The organism is Streptomyces sp. NPDC050121, assembly GCF_044460385.1.
In the GTDB taxonomy this organism is placed as follows: Bacteria; Actinomycetota; Actinomycetes; order Streptomycetales; family Streptomycetaceae; genus Streptomyces; species Streptomyces soliscabiei.
Genome location: NZ_JBITJV010000021.1, coordinates 20,570 through 40,462 on the forward strand (window position 1 = coordinate 20,570; position 19,893 = coordinate 40,462).

A 19,893-nucleotide genomic window follows, 5' to 3' on the forward strand; every position below is an offset into this window, starting at 1 on the left:
TTTGTTGTCATGCGCGCAGCCGTAGGCCCCGTGGGGTCGCGATGAAACCCGCTCCTTCCAGGAGGGCGCCGATGGGGGAGGTGAGAGCCGAGGCGCCGTTGACCCGCTCCACCGTGACCGTGCCGAGGGAGCCCGCGCGCGCCGCCTCGGCGAGGGCCTCGGCGGCGGCGTGCAGGCGAGGGTCGTGGGCGGGCGTGTCCTCGCCGTCCGGGGTGGCGGGCCAGGCCAGTAGGGTCTTGCCGCCGCGCTCCATGTAGAGCGTCAGCTCGCCGTCGACGAGCACCACCAGGGAACCGGCCTTGCGGCCCGGTTTGTGCCCGGCGCCGCTCGGCGGCTCGGGCCAGCCCAAGGCCGCGCCGTACGCGTTCGCCGGGTCGGCGGCGGCGAGGACGACGGCGCGGGAGGCCCGGGACGTGGTGCGGTGGGGGCCGCGGCCGTGGGGGGCCCCGCCGCGGTCGGGACGGCCGGGGAGGCCCGAGCCGTTCGGGAGGCCGCCACCCCGGGGGCCGCCGGCGGCCGGGGAGGCGAAGTCCCGGGGGGAGACATACCCATGCGGCGCGGTGGGGGCGTCCGGGGCGTCGAAGGGGGACGAGAACGCGGTGTCGAGGTCGGGAAGGTCCCATGCGTCGTCGGACGGGAGGCCGTCGGGGAAGGCGAAGCCGTCGGGCGTGCCTGTGCCTGTGCCGGTGTTCGTGGCCGTGTTCGGGCCGGGCAGGGGCTCGCCGCGGTCCCGGGCGGTTGCTACCGCGCGCAGACGGTCCACGGCGCCGTCCATGGCGAACTGTGCGGCGCCGAGGCCTTCCACGACGTAGCCGCGCCGCGCCTGACCGCTCTCCTCGAAGACCGACAGGATGCGGTACGTCGCCGAGAAGCCGCCCTCGACGCCCTCGGCGGCGACCGCGCCCCGGGTCACCACACCGTGCCGGTCGAGGAGCGTGCGGGCGAGAGCATGCGCGCGGACGGTGGGGTCGGCCTCGTGGGCGGGGAGCAGCGACCAGCGGCCGGCGACGGTCGGCGGGCCGCTGCGGGAGGCGGGGCGGGCCGCGGCCGCCAGCGAACCGTAGCGGCCGCGCGGGATGGTGCGTTTGGCGCGGTGGGCCGTGGAGCCTGCTGTGCGGCCCGAGCCCAGCAGGGAGCGCATGGGGGCGAGGGTGTCGTTGGTGAGCCGACCGGACCAGGCCAGGTCCCAGACGGCGTCGGCGAGCTGGGGGTCGGTGGCGTCGGGGTGGGTGGTGGCGCGGACCTGGTCGGCGATCTGGCGGAAGAACAGGCCGTAGCCCCCTGAGAGGGCGTCCAGGACGGACTGGTGCAGTGTCGTCAGCTCCAGGGGGTGGGGTGGGGGCAGCAGCAGGGGCGCGGCGTCCGCCACGTACAGGGAGACCCAGCCGTCCTTGCCGGGGAGGGCGCCCGCTCCGGCCCAGACCACCTCTCCGGCCGCGGTGAGCTCGTCGAGCATCGCCGGGGTGTAGTCCCGCACGCGGGACGGCAGGACGAGCTTCTCCAGGGCCGAGGCGGGAACGGAGGCGCCCTGGAGCTGCTCGACGGCGCGCACCAGTCCGTCGACGCCGCGCAGGGAGTGGCCCGTGCCGATGTGCTGCCACTGCGGCAGGAACTGGGCGAGGGCGGGTGGCGGGACCGGCTCCAGCTCGTGCCGAAGGGCGGCCAGGGAGCGGCGGCGCAACCTGCGCAGGACCGTCGCGTCGCACCACTCCTGGCCCATGCCGGCCGGATGGAACTCGCCCTGGACGACGCGCCCGCTCGCCGCGAGCCGCTGCAGGGCGCCCTCGGTCACCGCCACGCCGAGGCCGAAGCGGGCGGCCGCGGTGGTGGAGGTGAATGGGCCGTGGGTGCGGGCATGGCGCGCGAGGAGGTCGCCGAGGGGATCCTTGACCGGCTCTGTGAACGCTTCCGGCACGCCTACCGGCAGTGCCGTGCCGAGTGCGTCACGCAGCCGGCCCGCGTCCTCGATCGCGGCCCAGTGGTCGGCGCCCGCGATGCGTACCCGGATCGCGCGGCGGGCGGCGGTCAGCTCCCGCGCCCAGTGCGGTTCGGCGCCACGCTCGGCCAGCTCGGCGTCGGTGAGCGGGCCGAGGAGGCGCAGGAGGTCCGCGACACCTTCGATGTCCTTGGCCCGGCGGTCCTCGGTCAGCCACTGGAGTTCCCGTTCCAGTTCGGTGAGGACCTCGGCGTCCAGCAGTTCGCGCAGTTCCGCCTGGCCGAGCAGCTCGGCCAGCAGGCGGGAGTCGAGGGAGAGGGCGGCGGCGCGGCGCTCGGCGAGCGGGGAGTCCCCCTCGTAGAGGAACTGCGCGACGTAGCCGAAGAGGAGGGAGCGCGCGAACGGGGACGGCTCCGGGGTGGTGACCTCGACCAGGCGCACCTTGCGGGACTCCAGGTCGCCCATCAGCTCCACGAGCCCGGGGACGTCGAAGACGTCCTGGAGGCACTCGCGGACCGCTTCCAGGACGATCGGGAACGAACCGAACTCGCTCGCCACCTGGAGCAGTTGGGCGGCGCGCTGGCGCTGCTGCCACAGCGGGGTCCGCTTGCCGGGGTTGCGGCGCGGCAGCAGCAGCGCGCGGGCGGCGCACTCGCGGAAGCGCGCTGCGAACAGGGCCGAGCCGCCGACCTGGTCGGTGACGATCTGGTCGACCTCGCCCTTGTCGAAGACGACGTCCGCCGCGCCGACGGGCGCCTGTTCGGCGTCGTACTCCGTGCCGGCCTTCATCGGCTCCTGGTCGAGGAGGTCCAGGCCCATGAGGTCGGCGTCGGGCAGCCGCAGGACGATGCCGTCGTCGGCGTGCATCACCTGGGCGTCCATGCCGTAGCGCTCGGAGAGCTTGGCCCCCAGGGCCAGAGCCCAGGGGGCGTGCACCTGGGCGCCGAAGGGCGAGTGGACGACGACCCGCCAGTCACCCAGCTCGTCGCGGAAGCGCTCGACGACGATCGTGCGGTCGTCCGGGACATGGCCGCAGGCCTGGCGCTGTTCGTCCAGGTAGGAGAGCACGTTGTCGGCCGCCCACGCGTCCAGACCCGCGGTGAGCAGACGGATCCGGGCGTCCTCCTTGGGCAGGGAGCCGACCTCGCGCAGGAACGCGCCCACCGCACGGCCGAGTTCGAGCGGGCGGCCCAGCTGGTCGCCCTTCCAGAAGGGCAGCCGACCCGGGACGCCCGGGGCGGGGGAGACCAGGACGCGGTCGCGGGTGATGTCCTCGATGCGCCAGGAGCTGGTGCCGAGCGTGAAGACGTCGCCGACGCGCGATTCGTAGACCATCTCCTCGTCGAGTTCGCCGACCCGGCCGCCGCCCTTCTTGGGGTCCGCGCCGGCGAGGAAGACGCCGAAGAGACCGCGGTCCGGGATCGTGCCGCCGGAGGTGACGGCCAGGCGCTGGGCGCCCGGGCGGCCGGTGACCGTGCCGGCGACCCGGTCCCACACCACGCGCGGGCGCAGCTCGGCGAACGCGTCGGACGGATAGCGGCCCGCGAGCATGTCCAGGACGGCCGTGAACGCGGACTCGGGGAGGGAGGCGAAGGGGGCGGCCCGGCGGACCGTGGCCAGCAGGTCGTCCACCTGCCATGTGTCCAGCGCCGTCATGGCGACGAGCTGCTGGGCGAGGACGTCCAGCGGGTTGGCGGGCACCCTGAGGGACTCGATCGAGCCGGTGCGCATCCGCTCGGTGACCACCGCCGCCTGCACGAGGTCGCCACGGTACTTGGGGAACACGACGCCCGTGGACACCGCGCCCACCTGGTGTCCCGCGCGGCCGACGCGCTGGAGGCCGGAAGCCACCGAGGGCGGGGACTCGACCTGGACCACCAGGTCGACGGCGCCCATGTCGATGCCCAGTTCGAGGCTCGAGGTGGCGACCACCGCGGGGAGACGGCCCGCCTTGAGGTCCTCCTCCACCAGGGCACGCTGTTCCTTGGAGACCGAGCCGTGGTGGGCGCGCGCGATGACGGGCGGGGCGCCCTGGGCCGCGCCCGAGCCGCCCATCAGCTCGGCGGGGGCGTGATGCTCGTCCAGTGGCTCGCCGGTGGCCCGCTCGTAGGCGATCTCGTTCAGGCGGTTGCAGAGGCGCTCGGCCAGGCGGCGGGAGTTGGCGAAGACGATCGTGGAGCGGTGGGCCTGGACCAGATCCGCGATGCGCTCTTCCACGTGCGGCCAGATCGACGGCCGCTCCGCACCCTCGGAGCCGTCGGCGACCGGGGAACCGCCCAGCTCGCCCAGGTCCTCCACGGGAACGACGACCGAGAGGTCGAACTCCTTGCCGGACTTCGGCTGGACGATCTCCACCTTGCGGTGCGGGGACAGATAGCGGGCGACCTCGTCGACCGGGCGGACCGTCGCCGAGAGGCCGATGCGGCGGGTCGGCTTCGGCAGCAGCTCGTCGAGCCGCTCCAGGGTGAGCGCGAGATGCGCGCCGCGCTTGGTGCCGGCGACCGCGTGCACCTCGTCCAGGATCACCGTCTCGATGCCGGTCAGGGCGTCGCGCGTGGCCGACGTCAGCATCAGGAACAGGGACTCGGGGGTCGTGATCAGAATGTCCGGCGGGCGCGTGGACAGCGCGCGGCGCTCGGCGGGCGGAGTGTCGCCCGAGCGGATGCCGACCTTGACCTCCGGCTCGGGCAGGCCGAGGCGCACGGACTCCTGGCGAATGCCGGTCAGGGGGCTGCGCAGGTTGCGCTCCACGTCGACCGCGAGGGCCTTGAGAGGAGAGACGTACAGGACGCGGCAGCGCTTCTTCGGGTCCGCGGGCGGGGGCGTCGAGGCGAGCTGGTCCAAGGCGGCGAGGAAGGCGGCCAGGGTCTTGCCGGAGCCGGTCGGGGCGACCACCAGCACGTCCGCACCCTCGCCGATGGCCTGCCACGCGCCCGCCTGGGCCGCGGTGGGCGCGGAGAACGCCCCCGTGAACCAGCCGCGGGTCGCGGGGGAGAAGCCGTCGAGCGCTCGGTGCGCGGAGCTGACCATGCGTCCATCCTGCACCCCGCCACTGACAATGGCCCTGACCTGCGGGTCTTGGGCCGGTGATGGGGTGCGGGACGCGGAGACGGGACGGGGACGGGACGGGGTGGACCGGTCGTCGCCGAGAGCGGGGGCATGGCGGGTTGGGGCGAGCTGGTGCGCCACCGGCGGTATGCGGAGCTGCCCGGTGTCGATCTGCAACGCGCCCGGTACGTCCGCAAGACCTCCGTGCGGCACACCCACGAATACTTCCGCCGGCCGCCGACCCCCTGCTGCGGGGGCTGTGAGGCGGTTGCTGCGACTCAACGGCGGGGCGCTGCCACAGCGTGAGGCCGTCCGGGTCAGCCGATGGTGCGGCCGTAGGCCCTCAGGGTGCGCAGCGCCTCGATCGTCACCATGGGACGTGCCTCCAGGGCGGTGCCCGGCGCCCAGCGGCGCCATCGGATCGGCCAGCCGCCGTCCTTCTGCTGCTCGTCGGCGAGATGGTCCAGGCAGCGTGTCATCTCATCGTCGGTGAACCACGCGCGCGCGAGCGAGTGCGGCGTCCGCGCGAAGTCGTACGGGAAGTGGTGCTCGCCCGGCGCGTAGCCGGGCGCGACCGGGTACGCGTCCAACTGGTCCGGGTCGAGCGCGGCGAGCCGCTGAGTGCGCACCAGACGGCCCAGACGGTCGGCGGCCGCCTCCGCGCGCGGGCGGTCGGGAGCGGAGTCCAGGAAGGCCACCGCGGCCTCGACCTCGTACGGATGGGACCGCTCCAGGGAGTCCACCGCCTGCCAGCAGAAGTCGGTGGCCCTGAACAGCCAGGCGTGCCACACCTCGTTGCGGTGCAGCAGCCCCACCACCGGCCCCGTGGACAGCAGTTCGCTGGGCGGATCGTCCACGATCGGGATGAAGGGGGCCGCCGGATAGCCGCGCTGGCTGGGATGGATCGCCGGCAGGGCGCCGTCGGACGCGGAGACGGACGTGAGATAGCGGCACACCCGCTCCACGCGCCGCCCGCCGAGGCGCCCGATGGCGTCCAGGACGCGCAACGCGCGCACGGTGTGCAGGGGCTGGCTGACGGGACCGCGCAGATCGGGCTCCAGCGCGTGGCCGTATCCGCCGTCCTCGTTGCGGTAGGCGTCGAGAGCGGTCTCGACGGGGTCGGCGGAGCCGTGGAGGAAGTCGTGCGCGAAGAGCCGCTGCTCCAGCACGCGCGCGGTGAGCCATACGAAGTGCTCGGCGCGGAAGAGCGGGGAGTGCGCCGGGGGCGTCGGGGGGAGTGGGGATGCTCCAGTTTCGGCCATGGTCAGACCGTAGGGCGGAAAGCGGTCTCGGTAGGCGGTCCCGGCAGGGGCCACCCCCGGGCGCGGGATACTGGTGTCATGCGGTTGACGGTCTTCTGGCAGCGGATGGACGAGCATTTCGGCGCGGGATACGCCGACACCTTCGCGCGAGATCATGTGATGGCGGAACTCGGCGGACGTACGGTGCACGAGGCGCTGGCGCACGGCTGGGAAGCCAAGGACGTGTGGCGCGTGGTGTGCGTGGTGATGAACGTTCCGCAGGAGATGCGCTGATCCGTCACGGAGATCGCAGGCGGCTGTCCGGTTGTCAGTGGCGTAGGCGAGACTTGGTCCGTGGCACCCACTGACGAGACCGGGCAGGTCGCCCGGCACGCATCCCTCCACGGCACGACGCCGCCCACCGGGCCGCCCCCGGCCGACGGCGGCGCCGCTCGGGGTGCCGGCATGCCCGGCTGGCTTCCGCGCGCCATGGTGCTAGCGCTCGCTCTCGTCGCGGCGTTCCAACTGGGCACCTGGGCCTTCCACCAGCTCATCGGCCTGCTGCTCAACATCCTGATCGCGTTCTTCCTGGCCCTCGCCATAGAACCCGCGGTCAGCCGGATGGCTGCCCGCGGGATGCGCAGGGGGCTCGCCACCTTCCTGGTCTTCTTCGGCCTGCTGATCGTGGTCGCCGGCTTCTTCACGCTCCTCGGCTCGATGCTCGCGGGACAGATCATCAAGATGATCGAGGGCTTCCCCGAGTACCTCGACTCAGTGATCAACTGGGTCAACACCACGTTCCACACCGACCTCAGGCGTGTGGACATCCAGGAGGGGCTGCTTCACTCCAACTGGCTGAGGAAGTACGCCCAGAACAGCGCCGCCGGTGTGCTGGACGTCTCCACGCAGGTCCTCGGCGGCCTCTTCAGGCTGTTGACGATCGCCCTGTTCTCGTTCTACTTCGCCGCCGACGGCCCTCGCCTGCGTCGCGGACTGTGCTCCGTCCTGCCGCCCGCCAAGCAGGCGGAGGTGCTGCGCGCGTGGGAGATCGCCGTCGACAAGACCGGCGGATACCTGTACTCGCGCGGGCTGATGGCGTTGATCTCCGGTGTGGCGCACTACGTACTGCTGGAGGCCCTCGGCATTCCGTACGCGCCCGTGCTCGCCGTCTGGGTGGGTGTGGTCTCGCAGTTCATCCCGACCATCGGCACGTATCTCGCCGGTGCCCTGCCCATGCTGATCGCCTTCACAGTCTCGCCCCTGTACGCCCTGTGGGTACTGATCTTCGTCGTGGTCTACCAGCAGTTCGAGAACTACATGCTGCAGCCCAAGCTGACCGCGAAGACCGTCGACATCCACCCCGCCGTCGCCTTCGGCTCGGTCATCGCCGGCACCGCGCTCCTGGGCGCCGTCGGCGCGCTGATCGCCATCCCGGCGGTCGCCACGCTCCAGGCGTTCCTGGGCGCCTACGTGAAGCGCTACGACGTCACCGACGATCCCCGCGTCCACGGTCACCGGGGCCGCGGCGAGGGGCCGGGACCGCTCACCCCCGCGCGGTCGCTGTGGGCGCGCATACGGGACCGGGCGGGCAGCGGGTCGCGGGAAGGGTCCGTCTGACGGCCGAAGCGGGCGTCAGTACGTGAGGACGGCCCACACCCCGGCCGCGGCGACCGCGGCCACGTAACACCCCACCGCCCCGGCCACGATCCGCCACCGCACGGCCTTGCTCCAGGGCGTGCGGGACAGCAGCCGGGCCAGCGCCGGCAGCACCAGAACGGCATGCAGGCCGACCCCGTGCAGGGGCTTGAGCGGCGCCGTCGAGTGGTACGCCGCCTCCTGGTGCCCCGTGCGGGTGAGCACCACACCGCGCGCGATCATCGCCGCCCCCGAGGCGAGCGCGACCAGCAGGATCGCGAAACCGGCGCGCACCGCGAGAGCCATCCCGGCCGGGCCCGTCGGCCGGCGTCGGAAGGACGCCACGGCGAACACGGTGAGCAGCACCACGAGGACGCCGCCGCCCACCGCGAGCATCATGGACACCGCCGTGTCGAAGGGCGTCTCCATGTTCAGGTGGGAGGGCACTCTCCGCCACGCCTGGAGGGTGATGCCCCCGACCTCCACGACGCAGTCGGCGGCGAACACCCCGAGCAGCGCGGTCCGCAACCGCGGTCCGACCCGCACGTACGACGTGACCCAGGTGATCGCGATCAGCGTCGCCCCGAAGGACAGCCCGAACGTGACGGGCTTGCGCCAGGAGACGGGTCCGTCCCAGGGGCCGCCGTCGACGGCGAACACCACCAGGTGGACGAGGCCGGAGAGGATCAGCAGGAGCGCTGTCGCCCCGTAGAGGCGGTACAGCAGTCGAGGGCTCGGACGGGCGGGTTCGGCTGCGCGGAGGGGCGTCGTGGTCGTCTGCTCGTGCATGCACCGAGCGTCTCGGCTGCGTCGTACGACGTCGTCGTCCGGGCGAAGACATCCGCCGTACGCCCGGCGAAGCAGCCGTGAGCGCGGACCGTGAACGTAGCCTCGGAAGTGCCGCGTGGTGCGCTTGACACAAAAATCGAACATCCGTTCTCATGGGGGCTCCGGTGAGGCTCCGGTGGGGCTCCTCGCAGGGATTTCGTCCCGATTGGGATGGATAAGTGCCTGAGTTATCCACAGGCCGGACCGGCGTCGGGGCGCATTGTCAGTGGCAGGCGTTAGCGTCTTTGACGTGAAGCGATCGACTCAAGCAAATCGGGTGGAACCCATGGCAGGAACCGACCGCGAGAAGGCTCTTGATGCCGCACTCGCACAGATTGAACGGCAGTTCGGCAAGGGCGCCGTGATGCGCCTCGGCGAGCGGCCGAACGAGCCCATCGAGGTCATCCCCACCGGGTCGACCGCACTCGACGTCGCCCTCGGTGTCGGCGGGCTGCCGCGCGGCCGCGTGGTGGAGGTGTACGGCCCGGAGTCCTCCGGCAAGACGACGCTGACGCTGCACGCCGTGGCGAACGCGCAGAAGGCGGGCGGCCAGGTCGCCTTCGTGGACGCGGAGCACGCCCTCGACCCCGAGTACGCGAAGAAGCTCGGTGTCGACATCGACAACCTGATCCTCTCCCAGCCCGACAACGGCGAGCAGGCCCTGGAGATCGTGGACATGCTGGTCCGCTCCGGCGCCCTCGACCTGATCGTCATCGACTCGGTCGCCGCGCTCGTCCCGCGCGCGGAGATCGAGGGCGAGATGGGCGACAGTCACGTCGGTCTGCAGGCCCGTCTGATGAGCCAGGCACTGCGGAAGATCACCAGCGCGCTCAACCAGTCCAAGACCACCGCGATCTTCATCAACCAGCTCCGCGAGAAGATCGGCGTGATGTTCGGCTCCCCCGAGACCACGACCGGTGGCCGCGCGCTGAAGTTCTACGCGTCGGTGCGGCTCGACATCCGCCGCATCGAGACGCTGAAGGACGGCACCGACGCCGTCGGCAACCGCACCCGCGTCAAGGTCGTCAAGAACAAGGTCGCGCCGCCCTTCAAGCAGGCCGAGTTCGACATCCTCTACGGCCAGGGCATCAGCCGCGAGGGCGGCCTGATCGACATGGGCGTGGAGAACGGCTTCGTCCGCAAGGCGGGTGCCTGGTACACGTACGAGGGCGACCAGCTCGGCCAGGGCAAGGAGAACGCCCGCAACTTCCTGAAGGACAACCCCGACCTCGCCAACGAGATCGAGAAGAAGATCAAGGAGAAGCTGGGCGTCGGCGTACGTCCGGAGGAGCCCGCCGCAGAGCCGGGCGCGGACGCAGCGGGGGCCGCGGGCACGCCTGTGGAGGACCCCGCCAAGGCGGTTCCGGCTCCGGCCGCCAAGGCAGCCAAGACCAAGGCCGCGGCTGCCAAGAGCTGATCCGTGACGCGACGAACGGACTGGGCCGAGTACGTCCACCACGAGACCCCCCGGGGGGCGGGGGGCGGGGGCGGGGCCGACGGCGGCTTTGCCCAAGGCGGCGACGGCTGGTCGGACGGTGGCTCGTACTCGCCTGAGGGGGCGGAGGGCGAAGCCCGCGAGGTTCGGCCCCGTGGCGGCCGGGCGCGACGCGGTGGCGAGGACGGCCCACGTGGCGGGCGTGGGCGCCGTCGGAGCGGCTTCGGAGAGCCCTCCGCCGAGGACGGAGGCTCCCCCTCCTCGTCGAGGGCCGAGCAGAGGGAGCCTTCAGGGGACCCGGCTGAGCGGGCACGGGCGATCTGCCTGCGCCTGCTCACCGGGACCCCGCGCACACGCAAGCAACTCGCCGACGCCCTGCGCAAACGAGAGATCCCGGACGACGTGGCGGAGGAGGTGCTCTCGCGGTTCGAGGAGGTCGGGCTGATCAACGACAGTGCCTTCGCGGACGCCTGGGTGGAGTCACGACATCACGGCAGGGGACTGGCTCGGCGCGCGCTCGCACAGGAACTGCGGACCAAGGGGGTCGACGCGGCGCTGATCGAGGACGCCGTCGCCCAGCTCGACTCCGAGCAGGAAGAGGAGACGGCGCGCGAACTCGTCGCCCGCAAGCTGCGCTCGACCCGCGGCCTCGACCGCGACAGACGACTGCGCCGCCTCGCCGGCATGCTCGCACGCAAGGGCTACCCCGAGGGCATGGCCCTACGGGTGGTCCGGCAGGCACTGGAGGAGGAGGGCGAGGACACGGAGTTCCTGGAGGTGGACGGGGACTGAGCCATTGAAGGGCAAGCGGGGGGAGGGGCGGGAAGGGGGGAGGGGAGGGGGGAGAGGGAAACCGGTGGCAGTGCCGACCTCCCCGCCGAGAGGCGGTAGGGATAACCCCCCACTGAAGACGCCGGATCGCCGCAGTGCACAAGCATCTGTGCACAGGCGACTGTGTACGCATGTCCCAGGAACCAGGCGTTGACGAGCTCTCAGAAGCGGAACCCGAGAGGCCGCCAGAGCCGAAGAACCCGCCCGTTGCCCCCGCGGCTCCCGCGGCTCCCGCGGCTCCCGTCGAACTCGGCGATCTCGCCGCGCTCAAGGCGCTGGCCCAGCCACGCCGTCAGCGCATGCTCGAACATCTCACCCTGCACGGCCCGGCCACCTCGGCGACTCTTGCCCGAGCCCTCGGCCTGAACACCGGAGCCACCAGCTACCACCTGCGTGAGCTGGCCCGGTACGGCTTCGTCGAGGAAATGGCCGAGGCCGGGCGCGCGGAGCCGTCCGCGCACCGGGAGCGCTGGTGGCGGGCGGTCCCGGGCGACCTCAGATTCCCGCCGCGCAGCCGTCAGAGTCCCGAACTGCGGCACGTCATGGACGAGCTGAACCACCATGCCTACGCAGCCGACCTGGACCTCTTCGAGCGGCTTCAGCGGGACGCGGGCGACGGCGACCCGTGGGCGGACGCGTTCCCCTACTCGCGCGGCACCATCCGGCTCACCCTGCCCGAACTCCGGGAGTTCTTCGAGGAGTACATCGCCCTCCTCAACCGCTACAAGCGATCCGACGCCGAGACCTCGCCGGGCGCACGCACCCTGCTCACCCGCTTTCTGGCCTTCCCCGCCCCCGCGAGAGAGACGGATCCCTCATGATGCTGCGCTACGCCCTGAAGACCGTCCGCGCCCGCAAAGCGGGTTTCTTGGGCGCCTTCCTCGCGCTGTTGTGCGCGGCCGCCCTGATCACTGCGTGTGGCACCCTCCTGGAGACGGGGCTGCGTGGCGCCATCCGTACCGAGCGTTACGCGGCCGCCCCGGTCGTGGTCTCAGCCGACCAGAACGTCCACCGGACGACCGTCAAGCACAAGAAGGGCAAGACAAAAGTCAAGCACAAGGCCAAACCCATCGCCGAGCGTGCGTGGCTCCCGGCCGACCTGGAGCGCAGGCTCGTCTCCGCGCCCGGTGTCGCCCGTGTGATCCCCGAACTCACCTTCCTCGCCGAGCCGTTGACACGCGACGGCAGCCCGGTCGCCGACGGCGTGCCCGCCTACGGGTACGCCTGGGAGTCCGCGGTGCTGACGCCGTATCGGCTCACGGCGGGCACCGCTCCCGCAGCCGCCACCGATGTGGTCGTCGACGGCGGCCTCGCCGCACGCGCCCGCCTCGTACCCGGCGACCGGCTCACCGTCCAGTCGACACAGGCCCCGCGCACCTACCGCGTCTCCGGTATCGCCGCGCCCGCCACCGCCGTACGCCACCAGAGGGCCCTCTTCTTCTCGGCCGCCGAGGCCCGCCGGCTCGCCGCACACCCCGGGCAGGTCACCGCGTTCGGCGTGCTGCCGAAGACGGGCGTCGGGCCGGGCCCGCTCCGGCAGGCCGTGGCCACGGCGCTGCACGGCACCGGCGCCCAGGCCAGCGCCGGCGACGACCGGGGGCCCGTCGAGTTCCTGGACGCCGCCGCGGCCCGCACCAGGCTGATCAGCATGGGCGGAGCGATGGGCGGCACCTCGCTGCTCGTGGCGGTCCTCGTGGTCGTCGGGACCTTCGCTCTCTCCGTGCAGCAGCGCGAACGCGAACTGGCCCTGTTGCGTGCCGTCGCCGCGACCTCCGGACAGATCCGCCGGCTGCTCGGGCGGGAGGCCCTGATCGTCGCGCTGGCCGCGGGCACGGCCGGAGCTCTCCTGGGGCTTCCCCTGGGGGCCTGGCTGCACGGCAGGTTCGTAGCCCTGGGCGCCGTGCCCGCCACGCTCCGGCACACCGTGAGTGTCTTTCCGCCGCTCGCCGCCATCGCCGCGACCCTGTTCGGCGCCTGGGCCTCCGCACGCATCGCCTCCCGCCGGGTGGCCCGGATCCGCCCGGCCGAGGCGCTCGCCGAGGCCCGCACCGAACGGATTCGGCCCGCCTGGGGTCGGCTTCTCGCAGGTGTGCTGCTGCTCGCCGGTGGCGGCGTCCTCGTGGCCCTGCTCACTGTCCTGCGCACCGAGCCCGCTTCCACGCCCGTGACGTTCCTCGCCGTCGTCGTGCTGTCCACCTCCGTCGCTCTGCTCGGGCCGCTCCTGGTCAAGGCGGCCGCTGTTCTCCTGGCCGGACCGCTGCGGCTGACCGGTCCCGGTGGCCGGCTCGCCACCGCCAACCTCCGTGGCAACGCCGTCCGTATGGCCTCCGTCGTCACCCCTCTCACCCTGCTCATCGGTATGACCTGCACGGTGCTGTTCGTGCAGCCCACCCTCGGCGACGCGGCCCGCGCCCAGGCCCGCGACGGCGTCCGCGCCGACTGGGTCGTCGCCTCCCGGGGGCCCGGCGTCCCGGGCGACGCGGCACGACGGCTCCGGGCACAGGACGACGTCGTCACCGAAGTGGTCCGTACGACCGTCCGGGTCGGCCTCGACAAGTACGCGGCCCAGGGCGTCACCCCGGCCGGGCTCGCCCGCACCTGGGACCCGGACGTCACCGCCGGCTCCCTCGGCGAACTCGCCGAGGACACCGTCGCCGTCAGCGAACTGGCCGCGGACCAGCTCCACTTGACGCCCGGCAGCACCCTGAAGCTCACGCTCGGCGACGGCACGCCCGCCACACTCACCGTCGCCGCCGTCTACGCCAGGGGCCTCGGCTTCGGAGACCTCACCTTCGCGCACGACCTGGTCGCCCGCCACGTCGACAACCCGCTCTCCTCCTCCCTCCTCGTCAGCACGGCCCGTACACAGACACAACTTTCGACTACGCTGCGTGAGTTCCCGGGACTCGCGGTGATTTCTCCGGCCACGGCCGACTCGCTGCAGACCGAGCGGCAGCAGGCGAACGCCGAGGTCAACTTCCTGGCCATGGGGCTGGTCCTGGCGTTCACCGCCATCGCCGTGGTCAACACGCTCGCCATGTCGGTCTCCGAACGCGTCCGGGAGTTCGCGCTGCTGCGTCTCGCGGGGGCGACCCGGCGTCAGGTGCTGCGCATGCTGCGCACCGAGGCCCTGTCGGTGCTCCTGCTAGCCGCGACCCTCGGCACTGCGGTCGCGCTGGCCGTCCTGACCGCGTTCAGCGTGGGCATGACCGGACGGGCGGCCCCGGCGGTCGTACCGCTCGTGTACGCCACGGTGGTCGCGGGAGCCGGGCTCCTCGCGCTCGTCGCCACCGCTCTGCCGGCACGGGTGGCGCTCAGGGTCCGCGCGGTGACGGTGGCGACGGCCAAGGAGTGACCCCGGCTACGAGGTCACCGGGAGCCCCGCCGCCTTCCAGGCCTGGAAACCGCCGACGAGGTCGGTCGTCCGGTGCAGCCCCAGCTGGTGCAGGGACGCGACGGCCAGGCTCGACGCGTAGCCCTCGTTGCAGATCACGACGGCACGCACGTCGTGGCTCGTGGCCTCGGGGAGGCGATGGCTGCCCTGGGGGTCGAGCCGCCACTCCAGTTCGTTGCGCTCCACGACCAGCGCCCCGGGTATCAGCCCGTCCCGCTCGCGCAGGGCCGCGTACCGGATGTCGACGAGCAGCGCGTCACCCGCGCGCGCGGCCTCGTACGCCTCCCGTGCCTCGACGCGCGCGTACCCCGCGCGCACCCGATCGAGCAGCTCGTCTATGCCGGGTGGCCGTTCGCCGTCCGGCCTCCCCTCCTGAGGGGTGTTCACGCCGCTCACTGCCAGTCCTCCGGCCGCTCGACCTGCTCAAGCCGCAGCACCTGCCCGGTACGGCTGTAGCGGCGGATGCGCGGCAGCGGCGGGTAGTAGGCGTGGACGGAGACGGCGTGTTCCTCGGTGGACTCGTTGAGGACCTCGTGGACGTGGTGACGTCCGAAGGAGCGGCCCCGGCCGGCCGACAGGGTGCGCTCGCGGTCGATGCCGTCCGTCAGCTCCAGGGTCGTCCAGCCGTCGGTGGGCAGCCGCGCGGTGAGCGAGTACTCCTTCAGCTCGCCCCGCGCGGTGAGGAAGGCGCCCACCGAGTCGGCGTGGTCGTGCCAGCCGGTGCCGGTGCCGGGCGGCCAGCCGATCAGCCAGGCCTCGCTGCCGCCGGGTCCCTCCAGGCGCACCCAGGTGCGGCCCTCCGGGTCGAGGGGCAGCGAGGAGATCAGCTCGGTGTCGGCGGCCGTCCGCCGGACGAAGTCGAGGAGGTCGGCCCGCGTGGGCGCGGCGACGGCGGTGGGCAGGGAGGGGGAGACAGACACGGACACCGTCCTGAGAAGGTTCGCGGGGAGCGCGCGGCCATGAGAGCGCGGGTGCGCAGTGGCGGCGCGCGCCGGTGGGGGAAGGGGGATGCGAAGTCAGCAGGACGGACGACACACGCAGCCCGCATAGCGGACGAGGTCCATATGGACCCTCCGCCACAGGCGCACATCGGTGTCGGTCACGATCGGGAGTACACCACGCCGGTTCAACCCGGTCAACTGACTGTCACCATGTGGACCACACGGTGACAGTCAGTACGTCACTTTGCCGCTGAGCCCGCCGTGGCTCCCGCCGCGGGCGCCTCCTGCGCCCCCTGCGGCCCGCCCACCACCGCCTCCGCCGCCGCGTACAGGTCTGCCGCGCGTACCCCGTTGAGAGCGGTGACCAGATGGCCGTCGGGCCGGATCAGCAGGACGGTGTGGGCTGCCGCGCCCGGGTAGGTCTCGGCGACCAGCAGCTCGGCCGGGCTCGGCAGGGCCGTCACCGCGGCCGCGAGCCTGGGCATGATGCCGGCGCTCACCCAGTGCCTGCGCTCCCACACGCCCGTGCCCGGCGCGATCAGCAGGACGAGCAGCGTGCCCCGGCCGAGCCGCTCCCGCAGGCGTACGAACGAGCCGTCCTCCGCCGTCACGCGCACGTCCTCGGCCGGTGCGCCGGGCGGCGTCGTCACCGGTACCTCGGCTTCCAGGTGGCGGGGGGCGAGCGGGGAGTCGTCGTACCTGCCCGGCGCACCCAGCGGGCCGCGTCCCAGGTGGCCGTCGGTGAGCAGCACGTCGTGGCCGCGGGCCGCGCCGGGGACGTACGCCCTGATGCCTCCGCTGCCGCGCAGCAGCGGCAGCGCCTGGTCGGCGGCGCGCAGCCGGGCGGCGACGGCCGCGCGCCGCTCCGCCTGGTAGCTGTCGAGCAGTGCCTCGTGCGTCCCGTGGTGCCAGGCCAGGGCCAGTTTCCAGGCGAGGTTGTCGGCATCGCGCAGGCCCTCGTCGAGGCCCTGGGTGCCGAGCGCGCCGAGCAGGTGGGCGGCGTCCCCGGCAAGGAAGACGCGCCCCACACGCCAGCGGCGGGCGAGCCGGTGGTGCACGGTGTGGACGCCGGTGTCGAGCAGTTCGTACGCGGGTGTGGGGCCCTCGCTCCAGCCGGCGAGGGTCTCGCGGATGCGGGCCACGAGCAGTTCGGGCGTGACGAGGTCCTTGCCTGGCGGCAGCAGCCAGTCCAGACGCCATACGCCGTCCGGCAGCGGGCGTCCGGTGATCTCCCCGGCGGAGGGACCGGTCGTCCGCCACGGGGGCGTCCTATGGAGCAACGCCTCATCCGCCCATGGAAGTTCCGTGCGCAGCGCGGCCACGGCGTGTCGCTCCACCGCCGTACGGCCGGGGAAGCGGATGTCCAGGAGTTTGCGGACCGTGGAGCGCGGGCCGTCGCAGCCGACCAGGTGGCTGCCGCGCCACCAGGTGCCGTTGGGGCCGCGGGTGTGCGCCGTGACACCGGACGGTTCCTGCTCGATGGTGTCCAGACGACTGTCCACGGCGATCTTCACCAGTCGCTCGCCCGCGAGGGCGGCGCGCAGGGCGCTCGTGAGCACGTGCTGGGCGATGTGCAGGGGGGCGGGGTCGGTCGTGTCGTCGAAGGCGATCCGGCGGGTCACCTGCTTGCGCCGCATCGACCGCCATCCGGCCCAGTGGACCCCGGCCTCCCCGAGGGACGCCCCGGTCAGCCGCTCCATCAGCGCGGCAGTGTCCTCGCGCAGCACGACGGTGCGCGCGAGCCGCGGTTCGTCCTTTCCGGGGCCCTCGTCGAGGACCACGGACGGCACCTGCTGGCGCGCCAGCGCCAGGGCGAGCGTGAGCCCCACCGGCCCCGCTCCGACGATGATCACCGGGTCCACGGCGTGCCGCCCCCTGCCCGCGACGGTGTCCTCAGGGATGTGAGTGAACAAAAGGCTGGAGCAGGGTGCACGATCACAGAACGTATGCAACCCATTGTCGTTGTTTGCGTCAAGTGACGGAGGGCAGTGGCGATCATGCCACTGCCCTCCGCGTCGTTCATGCTATTTGATTGTTCGTCAGGTGTAGGTCCTGGTGCCGGGGAGGCCGCCGCCTTCGCCCCCGGTCCCGAAGGAGCCGCCGACTGCCGCCGGATTGAGTTCCTCCATGTCCTCCGCGCTGAGCACCGCCCCAGTGCTCTTCTTGCTGCGCCGCAGCCTCTTCTCCAGCCAGCTCGCGAAGCTGGTCAGGATGAAGTTCAGCACGATGAACATCGCCGCGACCACGATGAAGCTCGGGACGACGTTGGCGTAGTTGGCGGCGAGGGTGCCGCGCGAGTTGAGCAGCTCGGTGAAACCGATCATCACACCGCCCAGCGCGGTGTCCTTCACGATGACCACGAGCTGGCTGACGATCGCCGGGAGCATCGCCGTGACCGCCTGCGGGAGCAGAATGCTGCTCATCGTCTGGCCCTTGCGCAGGCCGATCGCGTACGCGGCCTCCGTCTGTCCCTTGGGCAGGGAGAGGATGCCGGCCCGGACGACCTCGGCGAGGACCGAGGCGTTGTAGAGCACCAGGCCCGTGACGACCGCGTAGAGCGGCCGGTCCTCGCTGGTGACGTTCGTGGAGCGGGAGTAGAACTCGTTGGCGAACAGCATCAGCAGCAGCACCGGGATCGAGCGGAAGAACTCGACCACCGTTCCGGCCACGACGCGCACCCACCGGTGGTCGGACAGACGTGCGATACCGAAGACGGCGCCCAGGGGAAGGGCGATCACCATGGCGAGGGCCGCGGCCTTCAGCGTGTTGGCGAGACCGGGCAGCAGGTACGTCGTCCAGGCCTCGGATTCGATGAACGGCTTCCACAGGGCGGAGGTGAGCTGTTCCTTCTCGTCCATCTCCTGCCACACCCACCACACGAACAGGGCGAGAAGGGCGAAGAAGACCACCGAGAAGATGACGTTGCGCCGCTTGGCGCGGGGGCCGGGGGTGTCGTAGAGGACCGAGCTCATCGCTTCACCGCCAGTCGCTTGCTGAGCCAGCCCAGGATGAGGCCGGTCGGCAGGGTCAGTACCACGAACCCGAACGCGAAGACCGCGCCGATGAGCAGCGTCTGCGCCTCGTTCTCGATCATCGTCTTCATCAGGTAGGCGGCCTCGGCGACGCCGATGGCGGCCGCCACCGTGGTGTTCTTGGTCAGGGCGATCAGGACGTTGGCCAGCGGTCCGATGACCGAACGGAAGGCCTGCGGCAGCACGATGAGCGTGAGGGTCTGGCTGAAGCTCAGCCCGATGGCCCGGGCCGCCTCCGCCTGCCCCAAGGGCACCGTGTTGATGCCGGAGCGGATCGCCTCGCACACGAAGGCCGCGGTGTAGGCGATCAGACCGAGCACGGCGAGCCGGAAGCCCTGCACCTTGAAGTCCTCGGCCCCCAGGGTCATACCGAAGACGTCGGCGAGGCCGAGCGAGCTGAACAGGATGATGACCGTCAGGGGGATGTTCCGGACGATGTTGACGTAGGCGGCGGCGAACCCGCGCATCAGCGGGACCGGGCTGACCCGCATAGCGGCCAGCAGGGTGCCCCAGATCAAGGAGCCCACGGCGGAGAGGGCGGTGAGCTTCACCGTCATCCAGAACGCCCCTAGGACGTCGTAACCTTCAAGAAAGTCGAACACGATCTCCCGCGCTTCCGGGTGGGTGGCGTATGAGGAGGGCGGGGCGCGCCGCCGCCGTGATCGCGACGGACGGCGGCGCACCGCAGGAACCCCGCATGGCTGGGCCGCGGGAGGCGGTTACTTGACGATGACGCCGATCTTCGGGGCCGGCTCGTTCTTGTAGTTCGCCGGGCCGAAGTTGGCCTCGACGGCCTTCTCCCAGGAGCCGTCGCTGACCATCTTCTCCAGCGCCTTGTTGATCTTGTCCACGGTCGCGGTGTCGCCCTTCTTGACGCCGATGCCGTAGTTCTCGTTGCTGAGCTTCAGGCCCGTAAGCTTGAACTTGCCCTTGTACTGGTCCTGCGAGGCGAAGCCGGCGAGGATCGAGTCGTCGGTGGTGACCGCGTCCACGGCACCGCTCTGCAGGCCGGCGATGCACTCCGAGTAGGAGCTCAGCTCCTTCAGGTTCGCCTTCGGCGCGATCGTGTCGTGGATGTTCTGCGCCGAGGTCGAGCCGACCACTGAACACAGCCTCTTTCCGTTGAGGTCCGCGGCCTTGCTGATCGTCGAGTCGGTCTTGACCAGCAGGTCCTGGTGGGCCAGCAGGTACGGGCCGGCGAAGTCGACCTTCGCCTTGCGCTTGTCGTTGATCGAGTAGGTGGCCGCGATGAACTTCACGTCACCGCGCTCGAGGGCGTTCTCGCGGTCGGCGCTCTTGGTCTCGACGAACTCGATCTTGTCCTTGTCGTAGCCGAGCTGCTTGGCCACGTACGTCGCGACGTCCACGTCGAAGCCGGCGAAGGAACCGTCGGGCTTCTTCAGGCCGAGACCGGGCTGGTCGTACTTGATGCCGATCTTGATCTTTCCGCCGCCGCTGCTGCCGCTGGAGCTGCTGGAGTTGTCGTCCTTGTTGTCACCGCCGCACGCGGTGGCGGTCAGGGCGAGCACGAGCGCTACGGTCGAGGCGGCGGTGACCTTGCGAAGCTTCATG

Annotated in this window: 16 protein-coding genes and 1 pseudogene; 7 read left to right on the top strand and 10 right to left on the bottom strand. The window is 71.9% G+C overall.

All coding sequences use genetic code 11. From position 1 onward, the window contains the following. Nucleotides 1-7: 7 nt before the first annotated feature. A complete protein-coding gene (locus tag ACIBTS_RS28470; RefSeq protein ID WP_399323099.1) occupies nt 8-4,966 on the bottom strand; it encodes an ATP-dependent helicase in 4,959 nt (1,652 codons plus the stop codon). A 129-nt stretch (nt 4,967-5,095) separates the two neighbouring features. Here ACIBTS_RS28470 and ACIBTS_RS28475 point away from each other — a divergent pair. Then, nucleotides 5,096-5,212, top strand: a pseudogene (locus ACIBTS_RS28475) (AraC family transcriptional regulator); the annotation flags it as partial. A gap of 89 nt (nt 5,213-5,301) precedes the next feature. Here the strand turns inward: ACIBTS_RS28475 and ACIBTS_RS28480 are convergent. Beyond that, nucleotides 5,302-6,246 carry a hypothetical protein gene (locus tag ACIBTS_RS28480; RefSeq protein WP_079659106.1) on the bottom strand — a complete coding sequence of 315 codons (945 nt, stop codon included), beginning with the start codon at nt 6,244-6,246 and terminating at the stop codon, nt 5,302-5,304. Nucleotides 6,247-6,324: 78 nt separating this feature from the next. On the opposite strand from ACIBTS_RS28480, the gene ACIBTS_RS28485 reads away from it, so the two are divergent. Together ACIBTS_RS28485 and ACIBTS_RS28490 are read left to right on the top strand one after the other, a co-directional pair. Next, a complete protein-coding gene (locus tag ACIBTS_RS28485; RefSeq protein WP_319677303.1) occupies nt 6,325-6,519 on the top strand; it encodes a DUF3046 domain-containing protein in 195 nt (64 codons plus the stop codon). A gap of 60 nt (nt 6,520-6,579) precedes the next feature. Next, nucleotides 6,580-7,842, top strand: a complete 1,263-nt coding sequence (locus ACIBTS_RS28490) for an AI-2E family transporter (RefSeq protein WP_399323101.1) — start codon at nt 6,580-6,582, stop codon at nt 7,840-7,842. Between the two features lie 15 nt (nt 7,843-7,857). On the opposite strand, the gene ACIBTS_RS28495 is transcribed toward ACIBTS_RS28490, so the two are convergent. Next, nucleotides 7,858-8,649, bottom strand: coding sequence for a hypothetical protein (locus ACIBTS_RS28495; protein ID WP_399323102.1), 792 nt, complete (start codon nt 8,647-8,649; stop codon nt 7,858-7,860). A 325-nt stretch (nt 8,650-8,974) separates the two neighbouring features. Between ACIBTS_RS28495 and recA the strand changes: the two genes are divergently transcribed. From recA to ACIBTS_RS28515, 4 genes are all read left to right on the top strand, one after another. Continuing rightward, nucleotides 8,975-10,105: a recombinase RecA gene (gene recA, locus ACIBTS_RS28500; RefSeq protein ID WP_399323104.1), complete on the top strand. Its 1,131-nt coding sequence runs from the start codon at nt 8,975-8,977 to the stop codon at nt 10,103-10,105. A gap of 3 nt (nt 10,106-10,108) precedes the next feature. Further along, nucleotides 10,109-10,915, top strand: a complete 807-nt coding sequence (gene recX / locus ACIBTS_RS28505; protein ID WP_399323106.1) for a recombination regulator RecX — start codon at nt 10,109-10,111, stop codon at nt 10,913-10,915. A gap of 170 nt (nt 10,916-11,085) precedes the next feature. Continuing rightward, entirely contained in the window at nt 11,086-11,775 is a 690-nt protein-coding gene (locus tag ACIBTS_RS28510; protein WP_399323108.1) for an ArsR/SmtB family transcription factor, read from the top strand. Beyond that, on the top strand, nt 11,772-14,309 hold the full coding sequence (locus ACIBTS_RS28515; protein WP_399323109.1) for an ABC transporter permease: 2,538 nt from the start codon (nt 11,772-11,774) through the stop codon (nt 14,307-14,309). Before ACIBTS_RS28510 ends, ACIBTS_RS28515 begins: the two co-directional genes overlap by 4 nt. A gap of 6 nt (nt 14,310-14,315) precedes the next feature. Here ACIBTS_RS28515 and ACIBTS_RS28520 read toward each other — a convergent pair whose 3' ends face one another. The 7 genes from ACIBTS_RS28520 to ACIBTS_RS28550 form a co-directional block, all read right to left on the bottom strand. Then, on the bottom strand, nt 14,316-14,744 hold the full coding sequence (locus ACIBTS_RS28520) for a rhodanese-like domain-containing protein (protein WP_399323111.1): 429 nt from the start codon (nt 14,742-14,744) through the stop codon (nt 14,316-14,318). Continuing rightward, nucleotides 14,741-15,268: a cysteine dioxygenase gene (locus ACIBTS_RS28525; protein ID WP_399323113.1), complete on the bottom strand. Its 528-nt coding sequence runs from the start codon at nt 15,266-15,268 to the stop codon at nt 14,741-14,743. Before ACIBTS_RS28525 ends, ACIBTS_RS28520 begins: the two co-directional genes overlap by 4 nt. Before the next feature lie 96 nt (nt 15,269-15,364). Further along, nucleotides 15,365-15,451 carry a putative leader peptide gene (locus tag ACIBTS_RS28530; protein WP_311605579.1) on the bottom strand — a complete coding sequence of 29 codons (87 nt, stop codon included), beginning with the start codon at nt 15,449-15,451 and terminating at the stop codon, nt 15,365-15,367. A 77-nt stretch (nt 15,452-15,528) separates the two neighbouring features. Continuing rightward, the gene (locus ACIBTS_RS28535) at nt 15,529-17,151 is read right to left on the bottom strand and encodes an FAD-dependent monooxygenase (protein WP_399323114.1); all 1,623 of its coding nucleotides are present in this window, start codon (nt 17,149-17,151) and stop codon (nt 15,529-15,531) included. Between the two features lie 177 nt (nt 17,152-17,328). Continuing rightward, nucleotides 17,329-18,261 (bottom strand): amino acid ABC transporter permease, encoded by a 933-nt coding sequence (locus ACIBTS_RS28540; protein WP_399323116.1) that lies wholly within the window; start codon nt 18,259-18,261, stop codon nt 17,329-17,331. Beyond that, the gene (locus ACIBTS_RS28545) at nt 18,258-18,923 is read right to left on the bottom strand and encodes an amino acid ABC transporter permease (protein WP_399323118.1); all 666 of its coding nucleotides are present in this window, start codon (nt 18,921-18,923) and stop codon (nt 18,258-18,260) included. Before ACIBTS_RS28545 ends, ACIBTS_RS28540 begins: the two co-directional genes overlap by 4 nt. A 117-nt stretch (nt 18,924-19,040) precedes the next feature. Further along, on the bottom strand, nt 19,041-19,892 hold the full coding sequence (locus ACIBTS_RS28550) for a glutamate ABC transporter substrate-binding protein (RefSeq protein ID WP_399323120.1): 852 nt from the start codon (nt 19,890-19,892) through the stop codon (nt 19,041-19,043). Nucleotide 19,893: the final 1 nt, after the last annotated feature.

Bases quoted from the DNA above. Each gene is read 5' to 3' on its own strand.
- ACIBTS_RS28470 (WP_399323099.1), bottom strand. From the start codon at position 4,966: ATGGTCAGCTCCGCGCACCGAGCGCTCGACGGCTTCTCCCCCGCGACC.
- ACIBTS_RS28480 (WP_079659106.1), bottom strand. From the start codon at position 6,246: ATGGCCGAAACTGGAGCATCCCCACTCCCCCCGACGCCCCCGGCGCAC.
- ACIBTS_RS28485 (WP_319677303.1), top strand. From the start codon at position 6,325: ATGCGGTTGACGGTCTTCTGGCAGCGGATGGACGAGCATTTCGGCGCG.
- ACIBTS_RS28495 (WP_399323102.1), bottom strand. From the start codon at position 8,649: ATGCACGAGCAGACGACCACGACGCCCCTCCGCGCAGCCGAACCCGCC.
- recA (WP_399323104.1), top strand. From the start codon at position 8,975: ATGGCAGGAACCGACCGCGAGAAGGCTCTTGATGCCGCACTCGCACAG.
- ACIBTS_RS28510 (WP_399323108.1), top strand. From the start codon at position 11,086: ATGTCCCAGGAACCAGGCGTTGACGAGCTCTCAGAAGCGGAACCCGAG.
- ACIBTS_RS28515 (WP_399323109.1), top strand. From the start codon at position 11,772: ATGATGCTGCGCTACGCCCTGAAGACCGTCCGCGCCCGCAAAGCGGGT.
- ACIBTS_RS28540 (WP_399323116.1), bottom strand. From the start codon at position 18,261: ATGAGCTCGGTCCTCTACGACACCCCCGGCCCCCGCGCCAAGCGGCGC.
- ACIBTS_RS28550 (WP_399323120.1), bottom strand. From the start codon at position 19,892: ATGAAGCTTCGCAAGGTCACCGCCGCCTCGACCGTAGCGCTCGTGCTC.